The 23,327-nt window shown below is 46.0% G+C and carries 26 protein-coding genes, 1 tRNA gene and 2 riboswitches; of the genes, 26 read left to right on the top strand and 1 reads right to left on the bottom strand.

What is annotated here, in order from left to right; translation table 11 throughout:
* Window positions 1–57: 57 nt before the first annotated feature.
* Window positions 58–942 (top strand): DnaJ C-terminal domain-containing protein, encoded by an 885-nt coding sequence (locus ABSY64_RS02975; protein ID WP_349641579.1) that lies wholly within the window; start codon window positions 58–60, stop codon window positions 940–942.
* 35 nt (window positions 943–977) lie between these two features.
* Here the strand turns inward: ABSY64_RS02975 and def are convergent, their stop codons facing one another.
* A complete protein-coding gene (gene def / locus ABSY64_RS02970; protein WP_349641578.1) occupies window positions 978–1,556 on the bottom strand; it encodes a peptide deformylase in 579 nt (192 codons plus the stop codon).
* Window positions 1,557–1,698: 142 nt separating this feature from the next.
* Here def and ABSY64_RS02965 point away from each other — a divergent pair, with 142 nt between their 5' ends.
* From ABSY64_RS02965 to ABSY64_RS02845, 25 genes are all read left to right on the top strand, one after another.
* The gene (locus ABSY64_RS02965; protein ID WP_349641577.1) at window positions 1,699–2,937 is read left to right on the top strand and encodes a DUF3114 domain-containing protein; all 1,239 of its coding nucleotides are present in this window, start codon (window positions 1,699–1,701) and stop codon (window positions 2,935–2,937) included.
* Window positions 2,927–3,199: a UPF0223 family protein gene (locus ABSY64_RS02960; protein ID WP_349641576.1), complete on the top strand. Its 273-nt coding sequence runs from the start codon at window positions 2,927–2,929 to the stop codon at window positions 3,197–3,199. The genes ABSY64_RS02965 and ABSY64_RS02960 overlap by 11 nt, the downstream gene beginning before the upstream one ends.
* Window positions 3,199–3,972 carry an inositol monophosphatase family protein gene (locus tag ABSY64_RS02955; RefSeq protein WP_349641575.1) on the top strand — a complete coding sequence of 258 codons (774 nt, stop codon included), beginning with the start codon at window positions 3,199–3,201 and terminating at the stop codon, window positions 3,970–3,972. The genes ABSY64_RS02960 and ABSY64_RS02955 overlap by 1 nt, the downstream gene beginning before the upstream one ends.
* A gap of 60 nt (window positions 3,973–4,032) precedes the next feature.
* On the top strand, window positions 4,033–5,874 hold the full coding sequence (gene typA, locus ABSY64_RS02950) for a translational GTPase TypA (RefSeq protein ID WP_349641574.1): 1,842 nt from the start codon (window positions 4,033–4,035) through the stop codon (window positions 5,872–5,874).
* A gap of 43 nt (window positions 5,875–5,917) precedes the next feature.
* Window positions 5,918–6,007, top strand: a tRNA-Ser gene (locus tag ABSY64_RS02945).
* Between the two features lie 83 nt (window positions 6,008–6,090).
* Window positions 6,091–6,756 carry a Tim44 domain-containing protein gene (locus ABSY64_RS02940; RefSeq protein ID WP_349641573.1) on the top strand — a complete coding sequence of 222 codons (666 nt, stop codon included), beginning with the start codon at window positions 6,091–6,093 and terminating at the stop codon, window positions 6,754–6,756.
* Window positions 6,757–7,109: 353 nt separating this feature from the next.
* A complete protein-coding gene (hisS, locus tag ABSY64_RS02935) occupies window positions 7,110–8,405 on the top strand; it encodes a histidine--tRNA ligase (RefSeq protein ID WP_349641572.1) in 1,296 nt (431 codons plus the stop codon).
* On the top strand, window positions 8,405–10,189 hold the full coding sequence (gene aspS, locus ABSY64_RS02930; RefSeq protein ID WP_349641571.1) for an aspartate--tRNA ligase: 1,785 nt from the start codon (window positions 8,405–8,407) through the stop codon (window positions 10,187–10,189). Before hisS ends, aspS begins: the two co-directional genes overlap by 1 nt.
* A 41-nt stretch (window positions 10,190–10,230) precedes the next feature.
* A complete protein-coding gene (locus ABSY64_RS02925; protein WP_349641570.1) occupies window positions 10,231–11,097 on the top strand; it encodes a YitT family protein in 867 nt (288 codons plus the stop codon).
* A 9-nt stretch (window positions 11,098–11,106) separates the two neighbouring features.
* A riboswitch (TPP riboswitch) is annotated at window positions 11,107–11,196 on the top strand.
* Between the two features lie 67 nt (window positions 11,197–11,263).
* Window positions 11,264–11,776: an energy coupling factor transporter S component ThiW gene (thiW, locus tag ABSY64_RS02920; RefSeq protein ID WP_349641569.1), complete on the top strand. Its 513-nt coding sequence runs from the start codon at window positions 11,264–11,266 to the stop codon at window positions 11,774–11,776.
* Window positions 11,777–11,879: 103 nt separating this feature from the next.
* On the top strand, window positions 11,880–12,068 hold the full coding sequence (gene rpsU / locus ABSY64_RS02915) for a 30S ribosomal protein S21 (RefSeq protein WP_349641568.1): 189 nt from the start codon (window positions 11,880–11,882) through the stop codon (window positions 12,066–12,068).
* 79 nt (window positions 12,069–12,147) lie between these two features.
* Window positions 12,148–12,597 carry a GatB/YqeY domain-containing protein gene (locus ABSY64_RS02910; RefSeq protein WP_349641567.1) on the top strand — a complete coding sequence of 150 codons (450 nt, stop codon included), beginning with the start codon at window positions 12,148–12,150 and terminating at the stop codon, window positions 12,595–12,597.
* Between the two features lie 33 nt (window positions 12,598–12,630).
* A complete protein-coding gene (locus ABSY64_RS02905) occupies window positions 12,631–13,509 on the top strand; it encodes a CvfB family protein (RefSeq protein ID WP_349641566.1) in 879 nt (292 codons plus the stop codon).
* Window positions 13,502–14,389, top strand: a complete 888-nt coding sequence (xerD, locus tag ABSY64_RS02900; protein WP_349641565.1) for a site-specific tyrosine recombinase XerD — start codon at window positions 13,502–13,504, stop codon at window positions 14,387–14,389. Before ABSY64_RS02905 ends, xerD begins: the two co-directional genes overlap by 8 nt.
* Window positions 14,390–14,397: 8 nt before the next feature.
* Window positions 14,398–14,769, top strand: a complete 372-nt coding sequence (locus ABSY64_RS02895; protein WP_349641564.1) for a riboflavin biosynthesis protein RibT — start codon at window positions 14,398–14,400, stop codon at window positions 14,767–14,769.
* A 41-nt stretch (window positions 14,770–14,810) separates the two neighbouring features.
* The gene (locus ABSY64_RS02890; RefSeq protein WP_434063051.1) at window positions 14,811–15,500 is read left to right on the top strand and encodes a segregation and condensation protein A; all 690 of its coding nucleotides are present in this window, start codon (window positions 14,811–14,813) and stop codon (window positions 15,498–15,500) included.
* On the top strand, window positions 15,493–16,089 hold the full coding sequence (gene scpB / locus ABSY64_RS02885) for an SMC-Scp complex subunit ScpB (protein ID WP_349641562.1): 597 nt from the start codon (window positions 15,493–15,495) through the stop codon (window positions 16,087–16,089). The genes ABSY64_RS02890 and scpB overlap by 8 nt, the downstream gene beginning before the upstream one ends.
* Complete coding sequence (locus tag ABSY64_RS02880; RefSeq protein ID WP_349641561.1) at window positions 16,086–16,838, top strand: pseudouridine synthase; 753 nt, start codon at window positions 16,086–16,088, stop codon at window positions 16,836–16,838. Before scpB ends, ABSY64_RS02880 begins: the two co-directional genes overlap by 4 nt.
* A gap of 271 nt (window positions 16,839–17,109) precedes the next feature.
* Complete coding sequence (locus tag ABSY64_RS02875; RefSeq protein WP_349641560.1) at window positions 17,110–17,907, top strand: manganese catalase; 798 nt, start codon at window positions 17,110–17,112, stop codon at window positions 17,905–17,907.
* Window positions 17,908–17,953: 46 nt separating this feature from the next.
* Window positions 17,954–18,086: riboswitch (FMN riboswitch) on the top strand.
* Window positions 18,087–18,155: 69 nt separating this feature from the next.
* Entirely contained in the window at window positions 18,156–18,722 is a 567-nt protein-coding gene (locus tag ABSY64_RS02870) for an ECF transporter S component (RefSeq protein WP_349641559.1), read from the top strand.
* Between the two features lie 76 nt (window positions 18,723–18,798).
* The gene (locus ABSY64_RS02865; protein WP_349641558.1) at window positions 18,799–19,443 is read left to right on the top strand and encodes a LysM peptidoglycan-binding domain-containing protein; all 645 of its coding nucleotides are present in this window, start codon (window positions 18,799–18,801) and stop codon (window positions 19,441–19,443) included.
* 8 nt (window positions 19,444–19,451) lie between these two features.
* Window positions 19,452–20,132, top strand: coding sequence for a (d)CMP kinase (cmk, locus tag ABSY64_RS02860; protein ID WP_349641557.1), 681 nt, complete (start codon window positions 19,452–19,454; stop codon window positions 20,130–20,132).
* A gap of 91 nt (window positions 20,133–20,223) precedes the next feature.
* A complete protein-coding gene (gene rpsA, locus ABSY64_RS02855; RefSeq protein ID WP_349641556.1) occupies window positions 20,224–21,414 on the top strand; it encodes a 30S ribosomal protein S1 in 1,191 nt (396 codons plus the stop codon).
* 60 nt (window positions 21,415–21,474) lie between these two features.
* Entirely contained in the window at window positions 21,475–22,785 is a 1,311-nt protein-coding gene (gene der / locus ABSY64_RS02850; RefSeq protein WP_349641555.1) for a ribosome biogenesis GTPase Der, read from the top strand.
* Between the two features lie 188 nt (window positions 22,786–22,973).
* Window positions 22,974–23,249 carry an HU family DNA-binding protein gene (locus ABSY64_RS02845; RefSeq protein ID WP_349641554.1) on the top strand — a complete coding sequence of 92 codons (276 nt, stop codon included), beginning with the start codon at window positions 22,974–22,976 and terminating at the stop codon, window positions 23,247–23,249.
* Window positions 23,250–23,327 lie beyond the last annotated feature (78 nt).

Raw genomic sequence — 23,327 nt, 5'->3', positions numbered from 1 at the left:
TCATGTAAACCGCCTTCGGGCGGTTTATGTACATATTTTATAAAAGGAGTATGCCTGGTGAATAATACAGAATTTTACGAACGGCTTGGCCTCGATAAGAATGCCAGCCAAGATGAAATTAAAAAAGCGTACCGTAAATTATCGAAGAAGTACCATCCTGATTTGAATCACGAACCGGGTGCTGAACAAAAGTACAAAGACGTTCAGGAAGCTTTTGAAACTTTGGGTGATGAGCAAAAGCGTGCCCAGTACGACCAATTTGGTTCTGCCGGTGCTAACGGTGGCTTTGGCGGTGGTCAAGGCTTTGGCGACTTCTCCGATTTGGGTGACATTTTCAGTCAGATGTTCGGTGGCGGCTTTGATCCTAACGCCCCTCGTAAGGGTCGGGATTTGCAGTACCGGATGCGTCTTTCCTTTGAAGAGGCCATCTTTGGTACTGAAAAGACGATTAAGTACAATCGTCAGGAAAACGGCCGCGGACAGCAGCACGAAGTCAAGGTTAAGGTGCCGGCCGGTGTTGAAACTGGTCAGCAAATGCGTTTGTCTGGTCAGGGTGAAGCTGGCGTAAACGGCGGACCACAAGGTGACTTGTACGTTGTCTTCTCAGTTGCTGCTTCCAAGGAAGGCTTCGAACGTGATGGCGCAGACATCTATGTCAAGCAGGATATCAACTTTGTTTCCGCTTCCTTGGGTGATGAAGTTGACGTGAAGACGGTTCACGGGGATGTTAAACTTAAGATCCCTGCCGGAACGCAAAACGGTCGTCGCTTCCGCCTTGCAGGTAAGGGAGCTCCTCGTTTGCACGGTAACGGTCACGGGGATGAATTTGTCATCGTTAACGTGGAAGTTCCAACCAAGTTGAACAAGGACCAAAAGCAAGCTTTGGAAGACTTTGCCAAGGCTTCTAAGATTACGGTCAACAAGAAAAAAGGTTTATTCTAAAATAAAAGGCAATCCGCAGCGAGCGGATTGCCTTTTTAGTCGATATATTTTGTTTGGTCATTGATGGCCCAGGGATTGGCCCGGTTGATGTGATCGTAGTAAAGGTGGCCGTGCAAGTGATCGATTTCGTGTTGGAAAACGATGGCAGGGTAATTGCGCAACTTGATGGTCTTCGTTTCGCCGCTTTCGTCTTGGTAACGAACTGTAATCTTACTTGAACGTGGCACGAAACCAGGAACATCTTCATCAACTGAAAGGCAACCTTCACCAACATTAAGCGCGGCGCGTTGCACAGTTTCAGAGATAATAACGGGATTGAAGATTACCCCCTTGAAGTAGGGCGTTTCACTCGTTTCCTTAGGATCTTGGTCGGGAATTAAGATGGCAGCCATCTGCTTAGCATAACCGACTTGTGGGGCGGCTAGACCAACCCCGGGGCGAAGGCCATACTTTTCGTTGGCCTCGTCATCCTGTGAGACAACGAGGTATTCCATCATGTCCTTGGCGAGCTGACGGTCTTCGTCTGAAAGTGGAAATTCCACCGGTTTTGAAATTTCACGTAGTACCGGGTTGCCATCCCGGGTAATCTTGTCCATTGTAAAACGGAGTTTCATGAGCTTCTCCTTTTTGTAAACTTCCTCTAGTATAACAAAATCTTAGCAGCATACTGAATTTAATGGCAGATAACTGGCGGACTAGGGGTAAAATTGCTAAAATTTACTGTATAAATAAGTTTGAAACGATGCGGACATTGAAATGAAATTACGAACGGCAGCACCAATTAAAATTAAGCGTAGCAAGGGCCAATTCCGGGGGAATCTCGATTTTACCTCGGCGCAAGAACAATCTTTGAGCGAAGATGGCTGGTCGAAGGGCGCGATTGCGGCTGCTAAAAAAGCGCTCTATCAAGCCGATTGGTCAAGCTTAAAGGCCATTCAACAACGCCAGGCCCGCCTCTGGCAGGCTATTCATGAGGTCGGCAGCCCGGTTTATACGGCCATGTATCGTGCTCAGGGTGGCAGTCCTGCCGAGCGGTTGAACTTTGTTTTGCAGCATTTCGGTGCTGTTATTGATGACTTCGGCTTTTTGCAATTGACGGGGTCTTATCGTTTTAGCTCAGAACTAGCACCGCATTCCGATTTTTATAAATTATTCCGAACTGATGTTCAGCATACTTTTAAGTCAGAAAGCTTGGCTGACATTGCTGAAGGCAATGGTGAGCTAGCTACTTTGGCACAGAAAATCCACTTGCTTCGCTACCACTTTGACCGGCACAACGTGGCTTATATTCGCTCGACTTATCCTGGTGACGATGATTTTCAGAAGTTGCTGAACTACCAGAGTTTTTGCAAGGTTGATTTCGATTATCAAACCGACGCTACCTATCACAATCGTTATCAGGGCGAATTCAAGCTGCCCGATAATTTCAAGGTGCAAGTCCCAGAAAAAGAGAAGATGTCCGAGTTCATCGTGAACTTTAAGACGGGTAACTTTGTCAGTGAGTGGAATGTTTTGCAGCTTGACGATGATGGAATTATTACCGACCCGTCTGCTTACGACAACGAAGACTTAAAAGCGATTGCGGATACCGAATCCTTTAATTACGGGCAGGTTCATAAGGCTAGCCACCGCCTTCTAGACATTGATCACCCGGCGGATGGCCAGCTGCGTCGAGCCGCCGTAAAAGCCTATCCTTACGAACATGATTTTAACGACGATGATGCGCCCGGACGCTACATCGATATCGTCAAGGGTGGCGGTCGTTTCGACTATTATGCCTGGCAGCAAGTCAAAGAAGAGGACCAAGCCTATTGGTATCAAGCTTTTCTAACCTATTGCCAGGAACACAAAATGAAAAATCCTGGATTTGCTTATTTCTACAATGCGCAACTAAAGCGTGATGAAGAAATGGCCGAAAAAGAAGCTAAGCTTGAAGCCAAAGCCGAAAAGCGCCGGGCAAAGAAAGCAAAAAAGGCAGGTAAGCATGAACAGTAATTATCAGCTTCCTATTGACGGTAACTGGAATACACAAGATATCGTGGCCGTTTCGACCATGGTCGATGACGTCCTTTCACTCTACGAAAGCGGCGTTGACCGCGACCGGTTTATGAAGGATTATCAAGCCTTTTTGGCCGTTATGCCGGCGAAAGGCGAACAGAAAAGCTTTGACCGTGACCTTAAAGCGCAAACCGGCCACCAAATTTATCAGGCTGTTAAGCTTGTGCAAGCAGCACCAGCCGGAAAGGTACGTGCATAATGGATGTTAAAGAAATTGATCAAACCGTATCAGCTTGGTTGGAAGAACTCGGCGAGCACACTCGTGGCCTGATTCATGAGCATTTAACCGTGAAAACCAAAGAAGGCAACGAACGCAACCTGGTGACTAATGTTGATGTGGCCAATCAGAAGTGGTTACTGGCCAAAATCCAATCACTAGATCCCAATGCACGCGTCATTCACGAAGAAGGGGACAGCAACCGTCCGACGAGCACGGACGGTGATATTTGGTACATCGATCCGATTGATGGCACGATGAACTTTGTGCATGAACACGTTGATTTTGCCATTATGATGGCCCTGTACCGTGATGGTAAACCCGTCTTGGGCTGGATTTTAGATGTTATGAATCAGCGCTTGGTCCACGGTGGCCCTGAATATGGCGCCTGGGTAGATGACCAGCGTTTGGAAAGTCCAGAGGACGTTAATCTTGAACACGCGGTCATGCTGCTTTCTGGTCGCCGCCTGGTCGCCGGTTATCCCGGCTATCGGGAAGTTGCTGACAGGGCCTTGGCCTTTCGCGTTTTGGGTTCATCCGGCATTTCGTTTAGCCGTGTAATTTTGGGCCAAGCTTCGGGTTATTATTCGAAGCTGGAACCCTGGGATTTTGCACCGGGAACAGCGATTGCTGCTGCCCTGAATCTGGCCGTTACCAATCTTGACGGTCAGCCCTTAAATATGCTATTATCAAACTCAGTATTAATCGCTACTCAAAGTGCACATCGCGACCTTATCAAGATGTTTAAGGACTAGGGAATTACTTCCCTAGTTTTTGATTGCGAGTAGGACAGACATTAAAGGAGCACTAGAAAATTGGTTAAGTATCGCGAAGATATTCGTAACATCGCTATCATTGCCCACGTCGATCACGGAAAGACGACTTTGGTTAATGAAATGTTGAAGCAGTCAGACACTATGGACGCCCGCAAGGAAGCCGCCTTGGGCGACCGTGCCATGGATACCAACGACATCGAAAAGGAACGTGGAATCACGATCCTTTCTAAGAACACTGCTGTTCGTGTTGGCGACAAGCAAATCAACATTTTGGATACCCCAGGTCACGCCGATTTCGGTGGAGAAGTTGAACGTATCATGGGAATGGTTGACGGTGTTCTCTTGGTTGTCGATGCCTTTGAAGGTACGATGCCACAGACTCGTTTCGTTTTGAAGAAGGCCTTCGAACAACACTTGACGCCAATCGTGATTGTCAACAAGGTTGACCGTCCCGGTGCCCGTCCTGAAGAAGTTGTTGATGAAGTTTTGGACTTGTTCATCGAATTGGGTGCTGATGAAGATGATTTGGACTTCCCAGTTATCTTTGCTTCAGCCATGAACGGTACCTCATCATACGATCCTGACGTTGAAACTCAGGAACACACGATGAAGCCAATTTTTGACACGGTCTTTAAGACGATCCCTGCCCCAGTTGACAACTCTGACGAACCATTGCAGTTCCAAGTTGCCATGTTGGATTATAACGACTTCGTTGGTCGTATCGGTATTGGTCGCGTTAAGCGTGGAACGATCAAGGTTGGTGAAAACGTTGAAGTGCTTAAGATTGATGGCAGCAAGCAAAGCTTCCGTGTTACGAAGTTGGCTGGTTTCATTGGTTTGGACCAAGTTGATATTCAAGAAGCTAAGGCCGGTGATTTAATTGCCGTTTCTGGTATGGAAGACATCAACGTTGGTGAAACGATTGCTGATCCAGAACATCCAGAAGCATTGCCATTGCTTCGTATCGATGAACCTACTTTGCAAATGACTTTCCGTCAAAACGACAGCCCCTTTGCTGGTCGTGAAGGTAAGTTCGTGACGGCCCGTCAAATTGATGACCGTTTGCACCGTGAATTGCACACCGATGTTTCATTGCGTGTTGAAGATACTGACCAGGCGGGTGCATGGCTTGTTTCAGGTCGTGGTGAATTGCACCTTTCAATCTTGATTGAAACGATGCGTCGTGAAGGCTTCGAATTGCAAGCTTCACGTCCACAAGTTATCTTCCGTGAAATCGACGGTCAGACTTGCGAACCTTACGAAGAAATTCAAATTGATACGCCTGACGAATATTCATCAGCTGTTATCGATTCATTGAACCAACGTAAGGGTGAAATGCAGAACATGGAGTCAGTTGGTAACGGCCAGACTCGTTTGATCTATATGGCACCATCACGTGGTTTGATTGGTTACTCAACTGAATTCATGACGGCAACGCACGGTTATGGTATTTACAACCACACTTATGCCGAATACCGTCCAATGGTTAAGAATTGGGAACCAGGTCGTCGTAACGGTGCCTTGGTTTCAATCAACCAGGGACAAACGACTAACTACGCCATCATGGGTGTTGAAGATCGTGGACAAATGTTTGTTGGTGCCGGTGTTGACGTTTATGAAGGTATGGTCGTGGGTATGAACGCTCGTGACAACGATATCTCAGTTAACGTTACGAAGATGAAGCCACAGTCTAACGTTCGTTCATCGAACAAGGACCAGACTGCATCAATCAAGACGCCTCGCGAAATGAACTTGGAAGCTTCTTTGGAATTCTTGAACGATGATGAATACGTTGAAGTAACGCCAGAAAACGTTCGTATCCGTAAGGCTATCTTGAACACTGGTGAACGTGAAAAGGCTGCAAAGCGCCGCAAGAAGTAATTTTGATTTAAAAAAGGGTAGCCGTTGCGCTGCCCTTTATCATGGAGCTATGGCACAATCTGGTACTGCAGCGGACTCGAAATCCGTCGAGCCGTCGTATGGCGGTGTGCGGGTTCAAATCCCGCTAGCTCCTTTGATATTAAAGAGGATAGGTGTAACCTATTCTCTTTTTTCATGCTATGATATCTTTAAATAAGTTGGAGAGATTTCAATAAAATGAAAAAATACGGCATTACATTCTTAGCAGCGCTTTCTGCGCTATATCTTTCTTGCCAACAGGTTGCCTTTGCTAGTTTTGGTGGTGGATCGAGTGGCGGAGGTGGCTCTGTGGGTGGCGGTGCATATTCAGGTGGTTCTGAAAGTGGACACCTAAGTCCTTTTTTCTTTCTTTTGATTCTGATTGGGCCCGCCACTTTTTTCGTAGGACAATACTTCAAAAAGAAAAGAATTAAACATTTAGAAGAGTCACTGCAATTTAATGTGGTTTACCGCCGAAATCTGAAATTGCTCTTTATTGACTTTCAAAAGTGCTGTTCTACGGGAAATATCGACGAACTCCGAGACCAAATGACGGAAAAGCTCTTTGCTAAAAATCAAAAGCTTTTAGAAGGTTATGCGAATAAGGGGATTGAGGCACGAACTACGGATGTCTTAATTCGTAATGTATATCCAATTGCAATGAAGGATAACTTATTAACCGTTGAATATGACGCTTCTGCCCATGATTACTTTGTGAAAAGTGATAGTCAGCAGATTGCTAGTAAAACAGGCGTGATTTTGAAATCACAAGATACACCGAAGACAGTATTATTTACCGAAAGGTGGGTCATTGATGTTTCTGATCCTGACAATTTTGTGGTGCATTCGGTGAAGAGAGGCTAAAAGCTTCTGATTACCTTGCTTCCAAAAGCACCTCCAAAACTCCTTGACACCCGCTTTTTTTATCGTTATGATTGAGGCATATTTGATACCGATGAAAAGGGAACGATTAAGGATGGACAGCCAGAAATTCCGCGGATGCTGTGAGCGGGACAAGGCCTTAATCATGACACCCGGGAGGTAACGGTTCTATCGGACCCGTGCATTGCGCGATAAGCAATCCTAGCGTGTTTTCGAACACGGAAATTAAGGTGGTACCGCGCGAAGCGCCCTTAACGACAATTGTCGTTTGGGGTGCTTTTTCCTTTTTATCAGTAATTTAATCATGGAGGATGCGTTTTTACGCAGAAATTGTTATGGCAAAAAAGACTTTTCAACGACCTAAAGGAACGGCGGACATTCTGCCTGAACAAAGCGTTGCTTGGCAAAAAGTAGAAGCAGTTGCCCGTCAACTATTTTCAAATTATGGTTTCGGAGAAATCCGCACGCCGATGTTTGAAAATTTTGAAGTGTTTGCTCGCTCAGCGGGAGATACTTCTGACGTCGTCACCAAGGAAATGTATGACTTTTATGACAAGGGTGACCGCCACGTCGCTCTACGTCCTGAAGGAACGGCTGGTGTGGTCCGTGCTTACGTCGAAAATAAGCTCTACGGTCCAGATCACGAAAAGCCATACAAGGTCTTCTATATGGGCCCCATGTTTCGTTATGAACGTCCGCAAGCCGGTCGTTTCCGCCAATTCCACCAAATTGGCGTGGAAGCCTTTGGTTCAAAGTCACCAGCCTTGGATGTTGAAATCATTGCTATGGCCGTGAACTACTTCAAGACTTTGGGCTTGAAGAATTTGACTGTTGCCATCAATTCTTTGGGTGATCAAGAATCGCGCCAAGCTTATCGCCAAGCCCTGATTGACTACTTGAAGCCTCACTTTGATGACTTGTCACAGGACTCACAAACGCGTTTGGAACAAAATCCACTCCGCGTCTTGGATTCCAAGGATAAAAAGGATCAAGAAATTGTTGCGGATGCACCGTCAATTTTGGACTTCCTATCTGAAGCTTCTCAGGCCCACTGGCAACGCGTTCAAGAGTTGCTTGACCTTCTGGAAATCAATTACACGATTGATTCCAACATGGTTCGAGGCTTGGATTACTACAATGACACCATTTTTGAAATCATGACCACTGATGAAAACCTCTCCGGTGCGGCAACGATTGCTGGTGGTGGTCGCTACTCTGGCTTGGTCGAAGAATTTGGTGGACCAGACACCCCTGGAATCGGCTTTGCCGTCGGTGTTGAACGTTTGCTAGCACTTCTAGCCAGCCAAAATGCCGAAGCAGCCAAGGAGCCTCAGTTGGACTTCTACGTCGTTAACTTGGGTGAGGGCAGTGATGCACCAGCCTTGAAATTGGTGCAGGATTTGCGTCAATTGGGTTATCGCGCCAATCGCGATTACTTGGACCGTTCAGCCAAATCACAGTTTAAGACGGCTAATCGTTTGGAAGCTGCTTACGTCATGACTTTGGGTGACAGCGAAATCGCCAATCACACCGTGAGCCTGAAGAATATGGAATCCGGTGAACAAGAAGAAATCAAACTTGATCAACTGGCTGAGGAATTAGCACGAGTTACTAAAAAGGGAGATAAATAATGAAGCGCACAACATATGCTGGACTAATTGATGAAAAGTACTTGGACCAAGACGTTACCGTTGCGGGTTGGGTTCAAAAGCGCCGTTCATTCGGGGAATTGATCTTTATCGATTTGCGTGACCGTGAAGGAATCGTACAGTTGACTTTTTCAGCGGATAACGAAGAAGCCTTGAAGGTTGCCCAAGAAGCCCGAAACGAATACGTTTTGGAAATTCATGGTAAGGTCGTCGCTCGTAAGGATGGTCAAATCAACGATAAGATTCGTTCTGGTAAGGTTGAAATCGACGTAACTTCTGCCAAAATTTTGGCTGGCTCAAAGACACCGCCCTTCTACATCGAAGATGGGGTCAACGCCAACGAAGAATTGAAGTTGAAGTACCGTTACTTGGACTTACGTCGCCCAGAAATGCAAAAGAACTTGCGCGTGCGTTCAAAGATTATGGCTTCGGCCATGCACTTTATGGATGCCCACGATTTCATTAACATCGAGACGCCATACTTGGCCAAGTCAACACCTGAAGGGGCCCGTGATTACCTCGTACCTTCCCGTGTTTTCCCTGGTCACTTCTATGCTTTGCCACAATCACCACAGCTCTTTAAGCAGTTGTTGATGGGAGCGGGCTTTGACCGTTACTTCCAAATTGCCCGCTGTTTCCGTGATGAAGACTTGCGTGGTGACCGTCAACCTGAATTTACCCAGCTTGACTTGGAAACTTCATTCATGAACGCCGACGAAATTCGTCACCTGGTTTCACTCTGGGTTAAGCAAATTATGAAAGATGTTGTTGATTTTGATTTGGATATTGATAAAATTGACACATTGACTTGGCAAGATTCAATGGACCGTTTTGGAACCGACAAGCCCGACTTGCGCATTCCTTACGAAATCCATGATTTGTCAGCTGTCTTGAAGGATAGCAGTTTCGGTGTCTTCTCAAAGGCAATCGAAGCCGGTGGCTACGTTCGTGCCTTGGCCGTGCCGGGTGGAGCAGATCACTATTCTCGTAAGGACATTGATAAGTTGGGTCAATATATCGAACGCTTCGGGGCCAAGGGCTTGGCCTGGATGAAGTTCACTGATGAAGGTTTGACTGGTCCTATCGCAAAGTTCTTCGAAGATGACCAAAAGCAAGCCATCATCGATGCTGCTGGTGCTAAGGAAGGGGACTTGCTCCTCTTTGCCGCTGACCGCTTCGACGTTGTGACGGCTAGTTTGGATGCCTTGCGTCGTCAAACGGCTAAGGATTTGGACTTGATTGACCAAGAACGTCCATGGCGTTTTGCTTGGATTGTGGACTGGCCATTGTTTGAATATTCAGAAGACTTTGGTCGTTGGATCGCCGCTCACCATCCATTTACCATGCCAAACGAAGAAGACTTGCATTACCTTGATGAAGGCGAAGATCCGCACAAGGCGCATGCTCAGTCTTATGACTTGGTTTTGAATGGTTACGAATTGGGTTCAGGATCAATCCGTATTCACCGCATGGACATCCAAGAAAAGATGTTGCGTGCCCTTGGCTTTACGCCTGAAAAGGCCCAAGAAGCCTTTGGTTTCTTGTTGGAAGGAATGGAATACGGTTTCCCTCCAATGGGTGGAATTGCGCTTGGTTTGGATCGTTTGGCCATGCTTTTGGCAGGACAAGACAACATTCGTGAAGTGATTGCCTTCCCTAAGAACTCTCGTGCAACTGAACCGATGACGGAAGCACCTACCCGTGTTTCTGCACAACAATTGAGCGAGCTTGGTTTGGAAGTTGAACCGGATTCATCCGCTGAATAAAAGCCAATAACTGTTTAGAAACGAGACCGAAAAAAATTATTATGCATAAATTTCTTCGAGATCATTTACAACATTTTTATCTACGACAAATTGGGGGCGCTCTGCTTTACGGCATCGTCCTTTCGGTCGCTATGAATTACTTTTGGTTGCCCGGACACGTTTATTCGTCCGGCTTCACTGGTTTTTCACAATTGCTTTCGGTCTTAACGGGCGGTCATATTTCAATTGCCTGGGCGCTGGCCTTAACGAATTTACCACTTTTGATTCTGGCTTGGCTGCAGTTGTCCCGCCGCTTTGCGATTTTTACCAGCTTTGCGGTTTTGCTATCGGCGGTCTTCATGCCCGTCTTTGCCACGAAAACAGTCCTGACGCCGGATCCTTTGATTAACGCCATCTTTGGTGGTGCCTTGAATGGAATGGCGGTTGGAACGGCATTACGTTGCGGTGTTGGAACCGGTGGCTTGGACATCATCGGGATGGTCCTTAAGCGTCATCTAGGCTTTAAGGTGGGATCAGTTAACCTAGCCTTTAATACGGTGATTATGCTGGGGGCTGGTTTCACTTATGGTTGGAAGTACGCGCTGTACTCGATCATTGGGGTCTTCGTTTCTTCCCACATGATTGACTTTTTCTACACGCCACAGCAGCAAATACAAGAGATGATTGTTACCACGGAGCCGCAGCGGATGGTGGATGCCATTCAATGCAAGATGCGGCGTGGGGTGACGGTCATTGATAGTGCTCGCGGAGGCTATACGGGAAAAGATCGGTCTGTTTTGTTAACCGTGGTGACGCAGTACGAATTACCGGAATTGCGCGAAGCGATTAAGGAAGCCGATCCAAAAGCCTTTTATTCAGCATGGAAGGTTGAACACACCGGTGGTCGTTTCTACGAGCCGGACCTTTAAACAATTAAATAATTTTATCTGGGGTGCCTTTATTGGCTGAGAAATACTCATTGAACCTGTTAACTTAGTAGTTGCGTAGGGAGATAATTAGTGATTAACAAAGCTATTTTTCTTTGAACTCAAACTGAGCTCGGGAAGAATAGCTTTTTATTTTAAGGAGAGAGAAATGCAAAAGAATCAAACATTGAAAAAACTGATGATTGTCACGGTTATGATTGCCTTGGACATCGTGCTGTCACCGATTATGCGCGTGGAGGGGATGGCGCCCATGTCCAGTGTCATGAACATCATCGCTGCAGTTTTGTTGGGGCCATTTTGGGCCGTGGTTATGGCTACTATTACCGGCATCATGCGAATGATGATTTATGGCGTGCCACCCTTGGCCTTAACGGGCGCTATTTTCGGTGCCTTTTGTGCGGGGCTGTGCTACCGCTTGCTGCCAAAATGGCCGAGTGCCATGTTTGGTGAATTTATCGGAACTGGTATTATCGGTTCCTTGCTTTCGGTGCCTGTTATGGCTTGGGTAACGGGACAGCATAATCAACTCAATTGGCTACTCTTTACGCCCCGTTTTGTTGGTGCTACTATTATTGGCTCCGTGATTGCTTACTTTATTTTGTTAAGCCTATCAAAAATCGACCTCTTCAAGGATGTTCAGGCCCTATTTCGGAAATTTTAATTTCAAGCAAAACAAACTTGACGCCCACTGTAATATTTGAGATAATAATCAAGTTATTGCATATCGTTTTACGAAATAAAGTGCGAGAAAGGAGGGAATCGACATGGCAAAGGTTGTTGTTCGTAAGAATGAATCTTTGGATGATGCATTGCGCCGCTTTAAGCGTGGTGTTTCAAAGGACGGTACTCTCCAAGAATACCGCAAGCGCGAATTTTACATCAAGCCTTCAGTTGAACGTAAGTTGAAGTCTGAAGCTGCTCGTAAGCGCAACAAGAAGAAAAAGAACCGTTAATTTGGTTGAACGTCACTTCGGTGGCGTTTTTTTATTAGAGAACGTGATAAACTAAAATAAAAAGCTTCGAGGTATAAAAATGTCATTAAAAGAACAGTTGCAAGAAGATATGAAGGCGGCCATGAAGGCTAAGGATAAGGACCGTTTGACCCTTGTTCGTGGTTTGAAGTCAGCCGTAATGAATGAAGAAATCGAGTTGAACCACGACTTGACTCCTGATGAAGAGTTGACGGTTGTTTCGCGTGAAGTTAAGCAGCAAAAGGATTCCTTGGCAGAATTTAAGGCCGCTAACCGCCAAGACTTGGTTGACCAAGTGCAAAAGCAGTTGGATATCTTGGCCGAATACATGCCCAAGCAATTGTCTGCTGACGAAATTAAGACCATTATCCAAAAGGCCATCGAACAAACTGGCGCTAGCGCACCTTCCGACATGGGTAAGGTTATGGGCGTTGTTTCTGGCCAAGTTAAGGGTAAGGCCGACGGTAAGACCGTTGCCAACGAAGTAAAGGCTATGCTAGCCGCTAAGTGAGTTTAATACCCGAAAGGGTAGGATTGAGGATTGATGATGACACCAGTTTTAGGGACAGTTTTAAAGGCAAAAGTTACCGACGAGAACGATGCTTTCTTTTTCGCGCAAGTTGATGGTTTTACCTATGAAATTGCCAAGTCTGAATTGAAAAAGCCGTTGAAGATGAACGGTTTTGTAACGGGCTTCGCCTACCAAAACGAACAGCACCAACTTCAGATTACTAAGACGGAACCACTCGTGCAAAAGGATCAGTACGCTTGGGGCCGAGTTGTGGCTAGTCGCCATGATTTGGGTGTCTTTGTCTCGATTGGTTTGCCCAATAAGGATGTCGTGGTTTCACTCGATGACTTGCCAACCATTAGTTCACTCTGGCCAAAAAAGGACGACCTCTTGATGCTTGCGCTAAAGGAAGACAACAAGGGGCGTTTGTGGGGCCAGCTCGCCCAGCAGGATATTTTCCAGGCCGTTGCTCGTCGTCCTCGTGACGTCAAAAAGGGTCAAAAGATTCAGGCCACGGTCTACCGAAATAAGTTGGTCGGAACGCTCGTCATTACCGAAAATTACGAACTTGGTTTCATTCATCCCAGTGAACGCTATGAGGAACCCCGCCTGGGTGAAGTCTTGGAAGCCCGGGTTATTGGTGTGTCTGAACATGGCGTGTTGAACCTATCCTTGAAGCCTTTGGCCTATCAAGTCATGGATGAGGATGCCAAGTTCCTGCTAACGCAATTGCAACGTCGTTCTGATCACTTCCTACCCTTCAACGATAAGAGTGACCCCGCTGCCATTAAAAAGCAGTTTGGTTTTAGTAAGGGGCAGTTTAAGCGGGCCTTGGGCCGTCTTTACAAGGAACGTTTGATTACACAAGATGAAGCAGGCATTCATTTGGTAGGGGCTCAGTCCGATGATTGAGGACGCTTTAAGCGACTACCTGCACTTTATTCAGATTGAACGGGGATTATCGGTTAATACGATTAAGTCTTACCGGCAGGACTTGGAGCAGTTTGCTGCTTATCTTGCCTCGAAGAAACTTACTTTGACCGAGGTTGATTACCTGGTGATTTTGGACTGGTTGAACTTACTCGATCAAAAGGGGAAGTCCAACGCCTCCATCATCCGAATGGTGACCTCTTTGCGTAAATTCTTTGCTTACTTAAAGCAGGAAAATCTGGTGGAACATGACCCGATGGCTAATGTGAAACCACCTAAAAAGGCCAATCATTTACCGGCCGTACTTAGCATTGAAGAGATTGACCGCTTATTGGCGGTGCCAACTGCTGACACGCCCTTGGGCTTGCGCAATCGCACCTTACTGGAAGTGATGTATGCCACAGGTTTGCGCGTTTCAGAATTGGTTAATCTTAAACTAAGCGATTTACACTTGGATTTGGGCTTAATTCAAACCATTGGTAAGGGTGACAAGGAGCGGATTATCCCGATTGGGGATGTCGCCGTTGCGTGGTTTGAAAAGTACCTGGCCACTGGTCGAGTTGCTTTGCTAAAAGATAAAAAAAGCGATTACGCTTTCTTGAACGACCATGGTAATCAGCTCAGCCGTCAGGGTGTTTGGAAAATCATTAAGAAGTTGGTTTTGGAAGCCGGAATTACCAAGGACGTTTCGCCCCATACTCTGCGGCATTCCTTTGCTACTCATATTTTGGAAAATGGGGCTGACTTGAGGATTGTCCAGGAATTGCTGGGGCATGCCGATATTTCAACGACTCAGATATATACCCACATTTCCAAGAAGCGCCTGAGCCAGGTTTACGATCAGTACCACCCACGTGCCTAGGAGGCAGTATGTTAATTGTTGCTCGTCAAGATGACGAAAAGACGGTAATGGGCATTTTGTCCCTCTTACCCGGTTTAAAAGAAATTTCACACTTAAAAACTGAATTAGATCTCTACCAAGGCGATGACCGGCACCTTTATGTTTGGCAGGAAACGCCGCAGAGCCAAATCCAGGGTGTTTTGGGTGTCCAAGTGATTAATCCAAACTTGGTTTTGGTTCGGCATATTATTTTGACGCCCGGTGCTCGGACCCGTAAGCACTACTACCAGATGCTTTCGGACTATCAAGAAATGGCACCACAAGTCTTTTTGATGGGTGGCCTAGACACTCAAAAACTAATTTCACAATGGAGGGCTAAAGCATCGAAGCGCCAGGCCTAACAATTAAAATTACGGATTTTGAAGGACCCCTAGACCTCTTATTGCATCTGATCAAAAAGAACGAAATGAACATTTTTGATCTGCCGATTGCCGAAATTACCAAACAGTATTTGGGCTTTATCCGGCAGCAGCAAACCATTGAGCTCGACATTGCCTCCGAATACCTCGTCATGGCGGCCACTTTAATTTACTTGAAGTCGGTCGATCTCTTGCCCAAGGAAGAAGACTCTGAAGAGGCGGAAGACGACTATGTCGACCCAAAGGAAGAATTGATTGAACGTTTGATTAACTACCAACGTTATCAAATGGCCAGCCAGTTTTTTGAAGCCCAGCAGGAAAAGGGGCAGCAGTCCTTTGTACGGCCACCCCAAGTGCCAGCAGACGAGCGCAGTAAAAACTACCAGCTCAGTCCCGGTTTATCCTTGGTTGACCTGCAACTCGCCTTTGAAAATGTTTTAGCTCGCCGGCGCGATTTGGCCCCGCAAGCTAAGCAGATTCAAGCGGAAAACTACACGATTAATGACGGAATTCACTATTTGCGTGGTCGATTAGAGCACTTGCAAAAGGGTGAATCGATTACTTTTGATCAGCTCCTGGATGGTCTACATAGTCGTGATCAACTCGTGATGGGCTTCTTGGGCCTCTTGGAATTGGCGAAGTCGGGTGATTTACAGCTCTGGCAGGCCGACCGTCAACAAAGTATTTTAGTTAAAATGGTGAAAGATGAGTAATACAAGCCAAATTGAAGCCTTGCTCTTTGTAGCGGGGGACGAGGGGTTGACCCTTGCTGAAATTGCCCAAATCACAGGATTTGACCAGGCGGCACTGCCGCCCTTATTGGAAGAGTTAACGCAGCAATACCAAAATAGCGATAGTGCCTTGATGGTGCGACAGGACAAGCGGCGCTATAGCTTAGTTACCAAACCGGACTTTGGTCCGCTACTAAGGCGTTTCTTTGACTTGCCCGTGAGTGACCATCTGACCCAGCCACAATTGGAGACTTTGGTCATCATTGCCTATCAACAGCCGATTACTCGAGTGGCCATCGACCAAATTCGAGGTGTTCGTTCGGCAGGAACCATCCAAAAGTTGCTTTTGCACCATCTGATTGAAGCAGTGGGCCGTTTGGACGAAGTGGGGCGGCCAATTTTGTACGGCACTACGGCAGATTTCCTAGATTACTTTGGTTTGAAAGACCTGGAAGAATTACCGGAACTGCCTGATATTGAACAGGCTGACTTGGACCAGGAAGAATTGGCGGAAGCCGATTTGTTTGGTAATCGTGATGAAGAAGCAGTTAAGACGGAGGAAGATGAATGAGTGAAGATCAAAAGGAACGTTTGCAAAAGGTCATTGCCCAAGCGGGGATTGCCTCTCGTCGTGCTGCAGAAGACTTGATTGTCAACGGCCGTGTTCAGGTGAACGGCGAAATAGTTCGTACCTTAGGCACTAAGGTGGGGCCTAAGGATCAGGTTGCCGTCAACGGGGTCCCCATTGAAGGCCGCGAAAAGCTCGTCTATTACCTGCTAAATAAGCCACGTGGAACGGTGACAACCAACCACGATGATAAGGAACGTCCAACGGTGGTTGAATTGATGGCGGATGTGCCAGAACGTGTCTACCCAGTCGGCCGTTTGGACTATGATACGACTGGTGCCTTGATTTTAACTAATGATGGGGACTTGGCTAACCAGCTCATGCATCCTTCTGGTCGTGTTGATAAGGTCTACCTTGCCAAAGTTAAGGGGATTGTTTCGGCAGAACAGTTAGAACCCCTGACTCGTGGAATTAAGTTGGATGGTCGTAAGACGGCACCGGCGCAGGTGGCTATTGAATGGGTGGACAAGAATAAGGGAGTCAGCATGGTGCGAATCACTATCCATGAAGGCCGTAACCATCAGGTTAAGAACATGTTGGCTAAAGTTGGCTTGCCTGTCCAGAAATTGAAGCGTGAGCGCTATGCTTTCTTGGACTTGATGGGCTTGCAACCTGGTGAACATCGTAAATTAACCCATGAGGAAATTAAAAAGCTTAAAGCAGGCGACTACCGTAATCGTCGTCGTAAATAAAAAGAAGCACGCTGCGGGCGTGCTTCTTTTTTTGGTCTAGATTTATCGTTTGATAAATTTATAATTAATTGGTCTAATTTTTATATTTTACTTGTCAGACTGTAAAATACATGCTATCATCATAAACAATATTTATTTAAAGCTTATGTAACGGCATTTAGATAAATAGGAATGTTGAAGTAAAATGGATTTATTTGTTTTTATGCATAATTGGTATAATTGACATTTATCCATTTTAACCACCCCTCGAGATGAAAAAAAGGAGCGAACTATGTTTACCCATACCCGTAAGTTGCAGTACCACGCTAAGCCTAACCATCCTGATGCCATGATGGCTCGCCGTTTCCAAGAAGCCTTGGGCGGCCAATGGGGTGAAACGACTGGAATGATGTCATATCTTTCTCAAGGATGGGCAGCCAGCGGTGACGAAAAGTACAAGGACTTGCTCCTTGACACTGGTACTGAAGAAATCGGTCACGTTGAAATGATTTCAACGATGATCCAATACCTTTTGGAAGATGCACCATTTTCTGGTGAAGACCAACAAGACCCTAAGAAGCAGGCAACCATGGCCGCAATGGATCCCGAACATGCTTTGGTTCATGGCTTGGGACCTAGCTTGAACAACCCCAACGGAGCAGCTTGGAACGCCGGTTACGTAACTGGTTCAGGTAACTTGGTTGCCGACATGCGCTTTAACGTTGTGCGTGAATCACAAGCTCGTTTGCAAGTTAGCCGCCTTTACTACATGACGGAAGACGAAGGTGTCCGTGACATGTTGAAGTTCTTGATGGCCCGTGAAACGCAACACCAATTGCAGTTCATGAAGGCGCAAGAAGAACTCGAAGAAAAGTACGGTAAGATTGTCCCAGGTGACATGGGCGACATCGAACACAGCGAATTTGCTCACACTGTGATGAGCTTTTCTGATGGCGATGGCTCAAAGGCCTTTGAAGGACAAACTGCCAAGGATGGTCAAAAGTTTGCTTACCAAGAACATCCAGAAGCAATGGGTGGTGTGCCTGAATTCAAGCCTGCCGACCCACGTCTTAAGAACAATCAAGGTTAAAATCAAGTCGCCTAAGGGCGGCTTTTTTGTGCTAAAATAATAACATTCAAAACTTCAGGGTTAGGTGCAATTCCTTACCGGCGGTGAAGCGCATTTGCGATAAGCCCGCGACCTGCTAAGGCAGCTGATCCGGTTCGAATCCGGAGCCGACCGTAAAGTCGGGTATAAAGAAGTTAGCCTTTTTAAAGCTATTTTTCGTTTCCCCTGAAGACGATTAATAGCTTTTTTAATGTTTTGAGGAGGACAGTATGTCAAATCAACAAGTTCGAAAGTTTACCGTCGTTAGTGTGCTGGGGGCAATTTCGTTTGCCCTCATGATTTTTCCACAGTTTTCGTTTATCCCGGGCGCCAATTTCTTGAAGATAGATTTTTCAATCGTGCCGGCCGTTTTGGCTTTGGCCTGGCTTGGCCTTTCGGGAGCGGTTTGGGTTTTAGCTTTGCGAACCTTGCTTAAAATCATTCTCTTCAACGAAGGGGTAAACACTTATTTGGGCTTGCCGGTTAATTTGGCGGTTTCCTTAATTTTTATTTTAATTTTGGCGGCTTTTAAAACGGAAAAAGGGGGCTGGTTGCGTGCTGTTCTTCCTGCACTTAGTGCAACCGCAGCAATGACCGTCGTTGCCCTGCTAGTGAATTATTTTGTTGCTGTTCCACTGTATGCCGATTTTGCCAATTTTGACATTAAGAAGTTTATCGGCTTGAAAGCCTATCTATGGGGCATGGTCTTACCCTTTAACCTGGTTGAGGGGCTACTGTGGTCCTTGGTATCCTACTTTGTCGTGCTTTTGCTTAAACCTTTTAAACAAATCTTTTAATCTTAAGAAAAGGTTATCATTTGCGTCAAAGTCGCTGTGGTAGACTGAATTTAAGAATTATTCGGAGGGTATTTTCATGCAGGAAGATCCACAACAAGGTATGAGCCGTTCACAACGTAATAAGCAGCACGCCACGCAAAAGGCTGCCGCAAATCCTCAGCAGGCCGCCGCTGCCACTGTTGAGCGTAACCATACTAGTGGGCATGCGCGTTTGATTGTCTTTTTGGTTATGGTTTCCATGATTATTTTATCAAGCGCTCCGGTTTATGGTGTGATTACCAACGGAACGCCAAATACGAGTCAAAGTTCAGATGACCAGTCAAACAGCAAGAGCGAAAAGTCTTCATCAAGTAAGTCAAGCAGCTCAACTAAGAAATCAGAATCTAAGAAGACTGAGTCAAAGAAATCTGAATCAAAGAAGTCAGAAAAGTCTTCAAGCAAGGTTTCTGAGAAGTCAAGTTCAAGTGCTATGAGCGGTATGGAAGACGGTCAGGGTGGCAACAACAAGAACAACGACAACAGTTCAACTGGAAGCGACAACTCAAATAAGACCAATAACGATAGCACGAACGGTAACACTGCAGTTCTTGCTTCAGGACAGACCCTTTACAACTTTGCTGTTTCTCATGGAAGTACCACGCAACAAATCATGGCCTTGAACCCTGGTTTGACTGCTGAAAACTACTCAAACTACGCTGGAACTGCTTTGCGGATTAAGTAAGGTTTCAAATGACTCAAGATAAGAACTTTCAAGTTGCCATTGATGGACCTGCCTCTGCTGGTAAATCAACGATTGCTAAAATTTTGGCCAAGCAATTCCACTACGTTTATGTCGACACCGGTGCCATGTACCGCGCCGTCACTTTGGCGGTCAAAGAAGCCAACATTGCTTACGACGATGGCGACGCTATTACGGCACTTCTACCTAAAATCAAGATTTCTTTCAAGCCGGGAGAACCGGTACAAAAGGTTTTCTTGAATGGGGAAGAAGTTACCAATGCGATTCGTTCCAACGAAGTGACGAATAACGTTTCACAGGTCGCTGCATACGGTCCTGTTCGTGAGTATCTGGTTGCCTTGCAACGGCAGATTGCACAAGAAGATAACGTCATCATGGATGGCCGTGATATTGGAACGACGGTCTTGCCCCAAGCACAGGTCAAGATTTACTTGATTGCCAGTGTGGCCGAACGTGCACAACGGCGTTTCAAAGAAAATCAGGCCAAGGGAATGAACCCTGACTTAGATACACTCAAAAAAGAAATTGAAGAACGTGATTACAAGGACTCTCACCGCGCGATTTCACCACTTACTCAGGCAGAAGATGCCATTGTTGTTGATACAACGGGTAAGGGAATTGAAACGGTTGTGGCGGAGATTGCCCAAATCATCGAAAACCACCAAAAGTAATTGGGTGGTTTTTTCTTTTTACCCTATGCAAACTTGACTGATTTTGTTAGAATATCCTTATAAGTGTAAATGTAGGAGGACGTTTGACGTCATGAGTGATACAAACAACGAGCTATTAGCAGCTCTCGAAAGTGCTGATCAAATCAAGGTAGGTGACGTTGTCACTGGTGAAGTACTAGCCATTGATAATGACAATCAAGCCGTAATTGGTTTGCATACCGGTGAAGAAGGAGTTGTGCCAGCGCGTGAGTACTCTGACGATCGGAATGTTAATCTGGCCGACGACTTAAAGGTCGGTGACACAATTGAAACTGTAGTTATTTCAAATGTAACGAGCGACAAGGAAGGGGTTGCATACCTCCTTTCAAAGAAGCGCTTGGAAGCACGCAAGGCTTGGGAAAAGCTTAGCTTTGCTGAAGGTGACATCGTTGATGCCAAGGTATTGAACGCCGTACGTGGTGGTTTGATTGTTGACGTTAACGGTATTCGTGGTTTCGTGCCAGCATCAATGGTTGCAGAGCGCTTTGTTTCTGACTTGAACCAATTCAAGGGTCAAGACATTAAGGCTGAAGTTATCGAAATCGATCCTGCCAAGGCTCGTTTGATCTTGTCACGTAAGGCCGTTGCTGCTCAAGAACGTGCCGAAAAGTTGGCTGAAGCCTTTGACCGCCTTGAAGTTGGCGAAGTCGTTGAAGGTAAGGTTGCTCGTTTGACTGACTTTGGTGCCTTTGTTGATCTTGGTGGCGTGGACGGTTTGGTTCACGTTTCTGAAATCTCACACGACCGTGTCAAGAACCCAGCTGACGTTTTGTCAAAGGGTGAAACTGTTAAGGTTAAGATTTTGGCCTTGGACCGTGACCGTGGCCGCATTTCATTGTCAATCAAGGCTACTCAACCTGGCCCATGGGATGAAGTTGCCGAAAAGGCTCCCGCTGGTACTGTTCTTGAAGGAACTGTTAAGCGTGTTAAGGACTTCGGTGCTTTCGTGGAAATCTTCCCTGGAATCGAAGGATTGGTTCACGTTTCACAGATTTCACACAAGCGTGTTGAAAACCCAGCCGACGTTTTGAAGTCTGGTGACAAGGTTAAGGTTCAAGTGTTGGATGTTAAGCCAGCTGAAGAACGTATTTCATTGTCAATGAAGGCCTTGGAAGAAAAGCCTGCCAAGGAACGCGATGATCACCAGAACCATGTTGGTGCATCACGCGGTGATATTGCTGCTTACCAGCAAGACGAAGATGGTGGCGCTACTTTGGGCGACATCTTCGGTGACAAGTTGTAAGATTTGCTTTCAAAAAGACTGCTTTGTCAGTCTTTTTTTATTGATAAAGGAGGGAACGATATGCCAGCACCAATCGTAGCCGTCGTAGGCCGCCCTAATGTTGGAAAGTCAACGCTGTTTAATCGAATCGTTGGCGAACGAATGGCCATTGTAGAAGATCAACCGGGCGTTACCCGTGATCGTCTCTACGCGCATGCTGAATGGTTAAATTATGAATTCCGCCTAATTGATACCGGTGGAATTGAAATGAGTGACGAGCCCTTTTTGACCGAAATTCGTGGTCAGGTGGAATTGGCTTTGGATGAAGCCGATGTTATCTTGATGGTGGTTTCGGGGCGCGAAGGGCTTACTCGAGAAGACGAAGTCGTCGCAAAAATGCTCTATAAGACCAACAAACCCGTTGTCCTAGCCGTTAACAAGGTCGATAACCCTGAAATGCGCTCGGAAGTATTTGATTTCTATGCGCTTGGCTTAGGGGAACCTTTCCCAGTCTCAGGTTCACACGGAATCGGGCTAGGGGACGTTTTGGATGCCTTAGTTGCTCATTTCCCTGATGAAGCGGCTGAGCAAGAAGATGATGCGATTCGCTTTTCCATTATTGGTCGTCCTAATGTGGGAAAGTCCTCAATGGTTAATGCTATTCTTGGCGAAGATCGCATGATTGTTTCCAATATTGAGGGAACCACTCGTGATGCCGTTGATACGCGCTTCGTTACCAATGATGGTGACGAATTTGTCATGGTCGACACCGCTGGTATTCGTAAGCGTGGTAAAGTCTACGAAAATACCGAAAAGTATGCCGTCATGCGTGCCATGAAGGCTATTGATGAATCGAACGTGATTTTGATGGTCTTGGATGCCGAAACGGGTATTCGTGACCAGGATAAGCACGTCGCTGGCTATGCTCATGATGCCGGTAAGGCTATGGTGATTGTGGTTAATAAGTGGGATACCTTGAAAAAGGATAACCACACTATGACCAAGTTTGAGGAAAAGATTCGTCAAGAATTTAAGTTTTTGGATTATGCACCAATCGTCTTTGTCTCGGCCAAAACCGGGCAGCGCTTGGACCGCTTGCCGGATTTGATTCGTGATGTTGATGATAATCACCGGAAGCGGGTTGCTTCATCAAGCTTGAATGATGTTTTGATGGACGCGATTGCCATTAATCCAACCCCAACGGATAATGGTCGTCGTTTGCGTGTCTACTACGCCACACAAGTCGCCGTCCAGCCACCAACCTTCGTTATTTTCGTTAATGATGTGGAATTGATGCACTTTTCTTACCAACGCTTCTTGGAAAACAAGATTCGAGAAGCCTTTGATTTCACTGGAACACCTCTGAAATTAATCATCCGTCCACGAAAATAAACATTTGTTGGCTAACGTTGAAAAATTGCTAAAAAAGGCGGTTTTATTGGCCTAAAGGTGTACACATTCACAGATGAGTGTGCTAACATAGTCTTATGGATAGCGTTACGACGGCTTTCCGTTGTTGAAATGTGCGATATTTTTAACAACAAAAAATCTACAATGACTTTTTTTATAGGAGAAAAGGAATGGCAAATAAGCAAGAATTAATCGATTCAGTTGCAATGAAGACTGGTTTGACCAAGAAGGATGCTGACAAGGCAGTTGACGCTGTATTGTCATCAATCAAGGAAAACCTTTCAAAGGGTGAAAAGGTTCAATTGATCGGCTTTGGTAACTTCGAAGTTCGTGAACGTGCAGCTCGTAAGGGTCGCAACCCACAGACTAAGGAAGAAATCCAAATTCCTGCATCTAAGGTACCTGCATTCAAGCCTGGTAAGGCCTTGAAGGATGCCGTAAAGTAATCTTTTAAAAAGCACCGTTCGGGTGCTTTTTATTTTGCTTTTCTTTGTGAATCAAATCATGAAAGTGGACGCAAGTCT

It is taken from the genome of Eupransor demetentiae, assembly GCF_963930865.1.
Lineage (GTDB): Bacteria > Bacillota > Bacilli > Lactobacillales > Lactobacillaceae > Eupransor > Eupransor demetentiae.
Note: the sequence above shows the minus strand (reverse complement) of the source record. Positions and strands in the feature narration are given on the sequence as shown.

Coding starts and splice junctions, on each gene's coding strand:
- def (WP_349641578.1), bottom strand. CDS start 1,556: ATGAAACTCCGTTTTACAATGGACAAGATTACCCGGGATGGCAACCCG.
- ABSY64_RS02965 (WP_349641577.1), top strand. CDS start 1,699: ATGAAATTACGAACGGCAGCACCAATTAAAATTAAGCGTAGCAAGGGC.
- ABSY64_RS02960 (WP_349641576.1), top strand. CDS start 2,927: ATGAACAGTAATTATCAGCTTCCTATTGACGGTAACTGGAATACACAA.
- ABSY64_RS02955 (WP_349641575.1), top strand. CDS start 3,199: ATGGATGTTAAAGAAATTGATCAAACCGTATCAGCTTGGTTGGAAGAA.
- ABSY64_RS02940 (WP_349641573.1), top strand. CDS start 6,091: ATGAAAAAATACGGCATTACATTCTTAGCAGCGCTTTCTGCGCTATAT.
- hisS (WP_349641572.1), top strand. CDS start 7,110: ATGGCAAAAAAGACTTTTCAACGACCTAAAGGAACGGCGGACATTCTG.
- aspS (WP_349641571.1), top strand. CDS start 8,405: ATGAAGCGCACAACATATGCTGGACTAATTGATGAAAAGTACTTGGAC.
- ABSY64_RS02925 (WP_349641570.1), top strand. CDS start 10,231: ATGCATAAATTTCTTCGAGATCATTTACAACATTTTTATCTACGACAA.
- thiW (WP_349641569.1), top strand. CDS start 11,264: ATGCAAAAGAATCAAACATTGAAAAAACTGATGATTGTCACGGTTATG.
- rpsU (WP_349641568.1), top strand. CDS start 11,880: ATGGCAAAGGTTGTTGTTCGTAAGAATGAATCTTTGGATGATGCATTG.
- ABSY64_RS02910 (WP_349641567.1), top strand. CDS start 12,148: ATGTCATTAAAAGAACAGTTGCAAGAAGATATGAAGGCGGCCATGAAG.
- ABSY64_RS02905 (WP_349641566.1), top strand. CDS start 12,631: ATGATGACACCAGTTTTAGGGACAGTTTTAAAGGCAAAAGTTACCGAC.
- xerD (WP_349641565.1), top strand. CDS start 13,502: ATGATTGAGGACGCTTTAAGCGACTACCTGCACTTTATTCAGATTGAA.
- ABSY64_RS02895 (WP_349641564.1), top strand. CDS start 14,398: ATGTTAATTGTTGCTCGTCAAGATGACGAAAAGACGGTAATGGGCATT.
- scpB (WP_349641562.1), top strand. CDS start 15,493: ATGAGTAATACAAGCCAAATTGAAGCCTTGCTCTTTGTAGCGGGGGAC.
- ABSY64_RS02880 (WP_349641561.1), top strand. CDS start 16,086: ATGAGTGAAGATCAAAAGGAACGTTTGCAAAAGGTCATTGCCCAAGCG.
- ABSY64_RS02875 (WP_349641560.1), top strand. CDS start 17,110: ATGTTTACCCATACCCGTAAGTTGCAGTACCACGCTAAGCCTAACCAT.
- ABSY64_RS02870 (WP_349641559.1), top strand. CDS start 18,156: ATGTCAAATCAACAAGTTCGAAAGTTTACCGTCGTTAGTGTGCTGGGG.
- ABSY64_RS02865 (WP_349641558.1), top strand. CDS start 18,799: ATGCAGGAAGATCCACAACAAGGTATGAGCCGTTCACAACGTAATAAG.
- cmk (WP_349641557.1), top strand. CDS start 19,452: ATGACTCAAGATAAGAACTTTCAAGTTGCCATTGATGGACCTGCCTCT.
- rpsA (WP_349641556.1), top strand. CDS start 20,224: ATGAGTGATACAAACAACGAGCTATTAGCAGCTCTCGAAAGTGCTGAT.
- der (WP_349641555.1), top strand. CDS start 21,475: ATGCCAGCACCAATCGTAGCCGTCGTAGGCCGCCCTAATGTTGGAAAG.
- ABSY64_RS02845 (WP_349641554.1), top strand. CDS start 22,974: ATGGCAAATAAGCAAGAATTAATCGATTCAGTTGCAATGAAGACTGGT.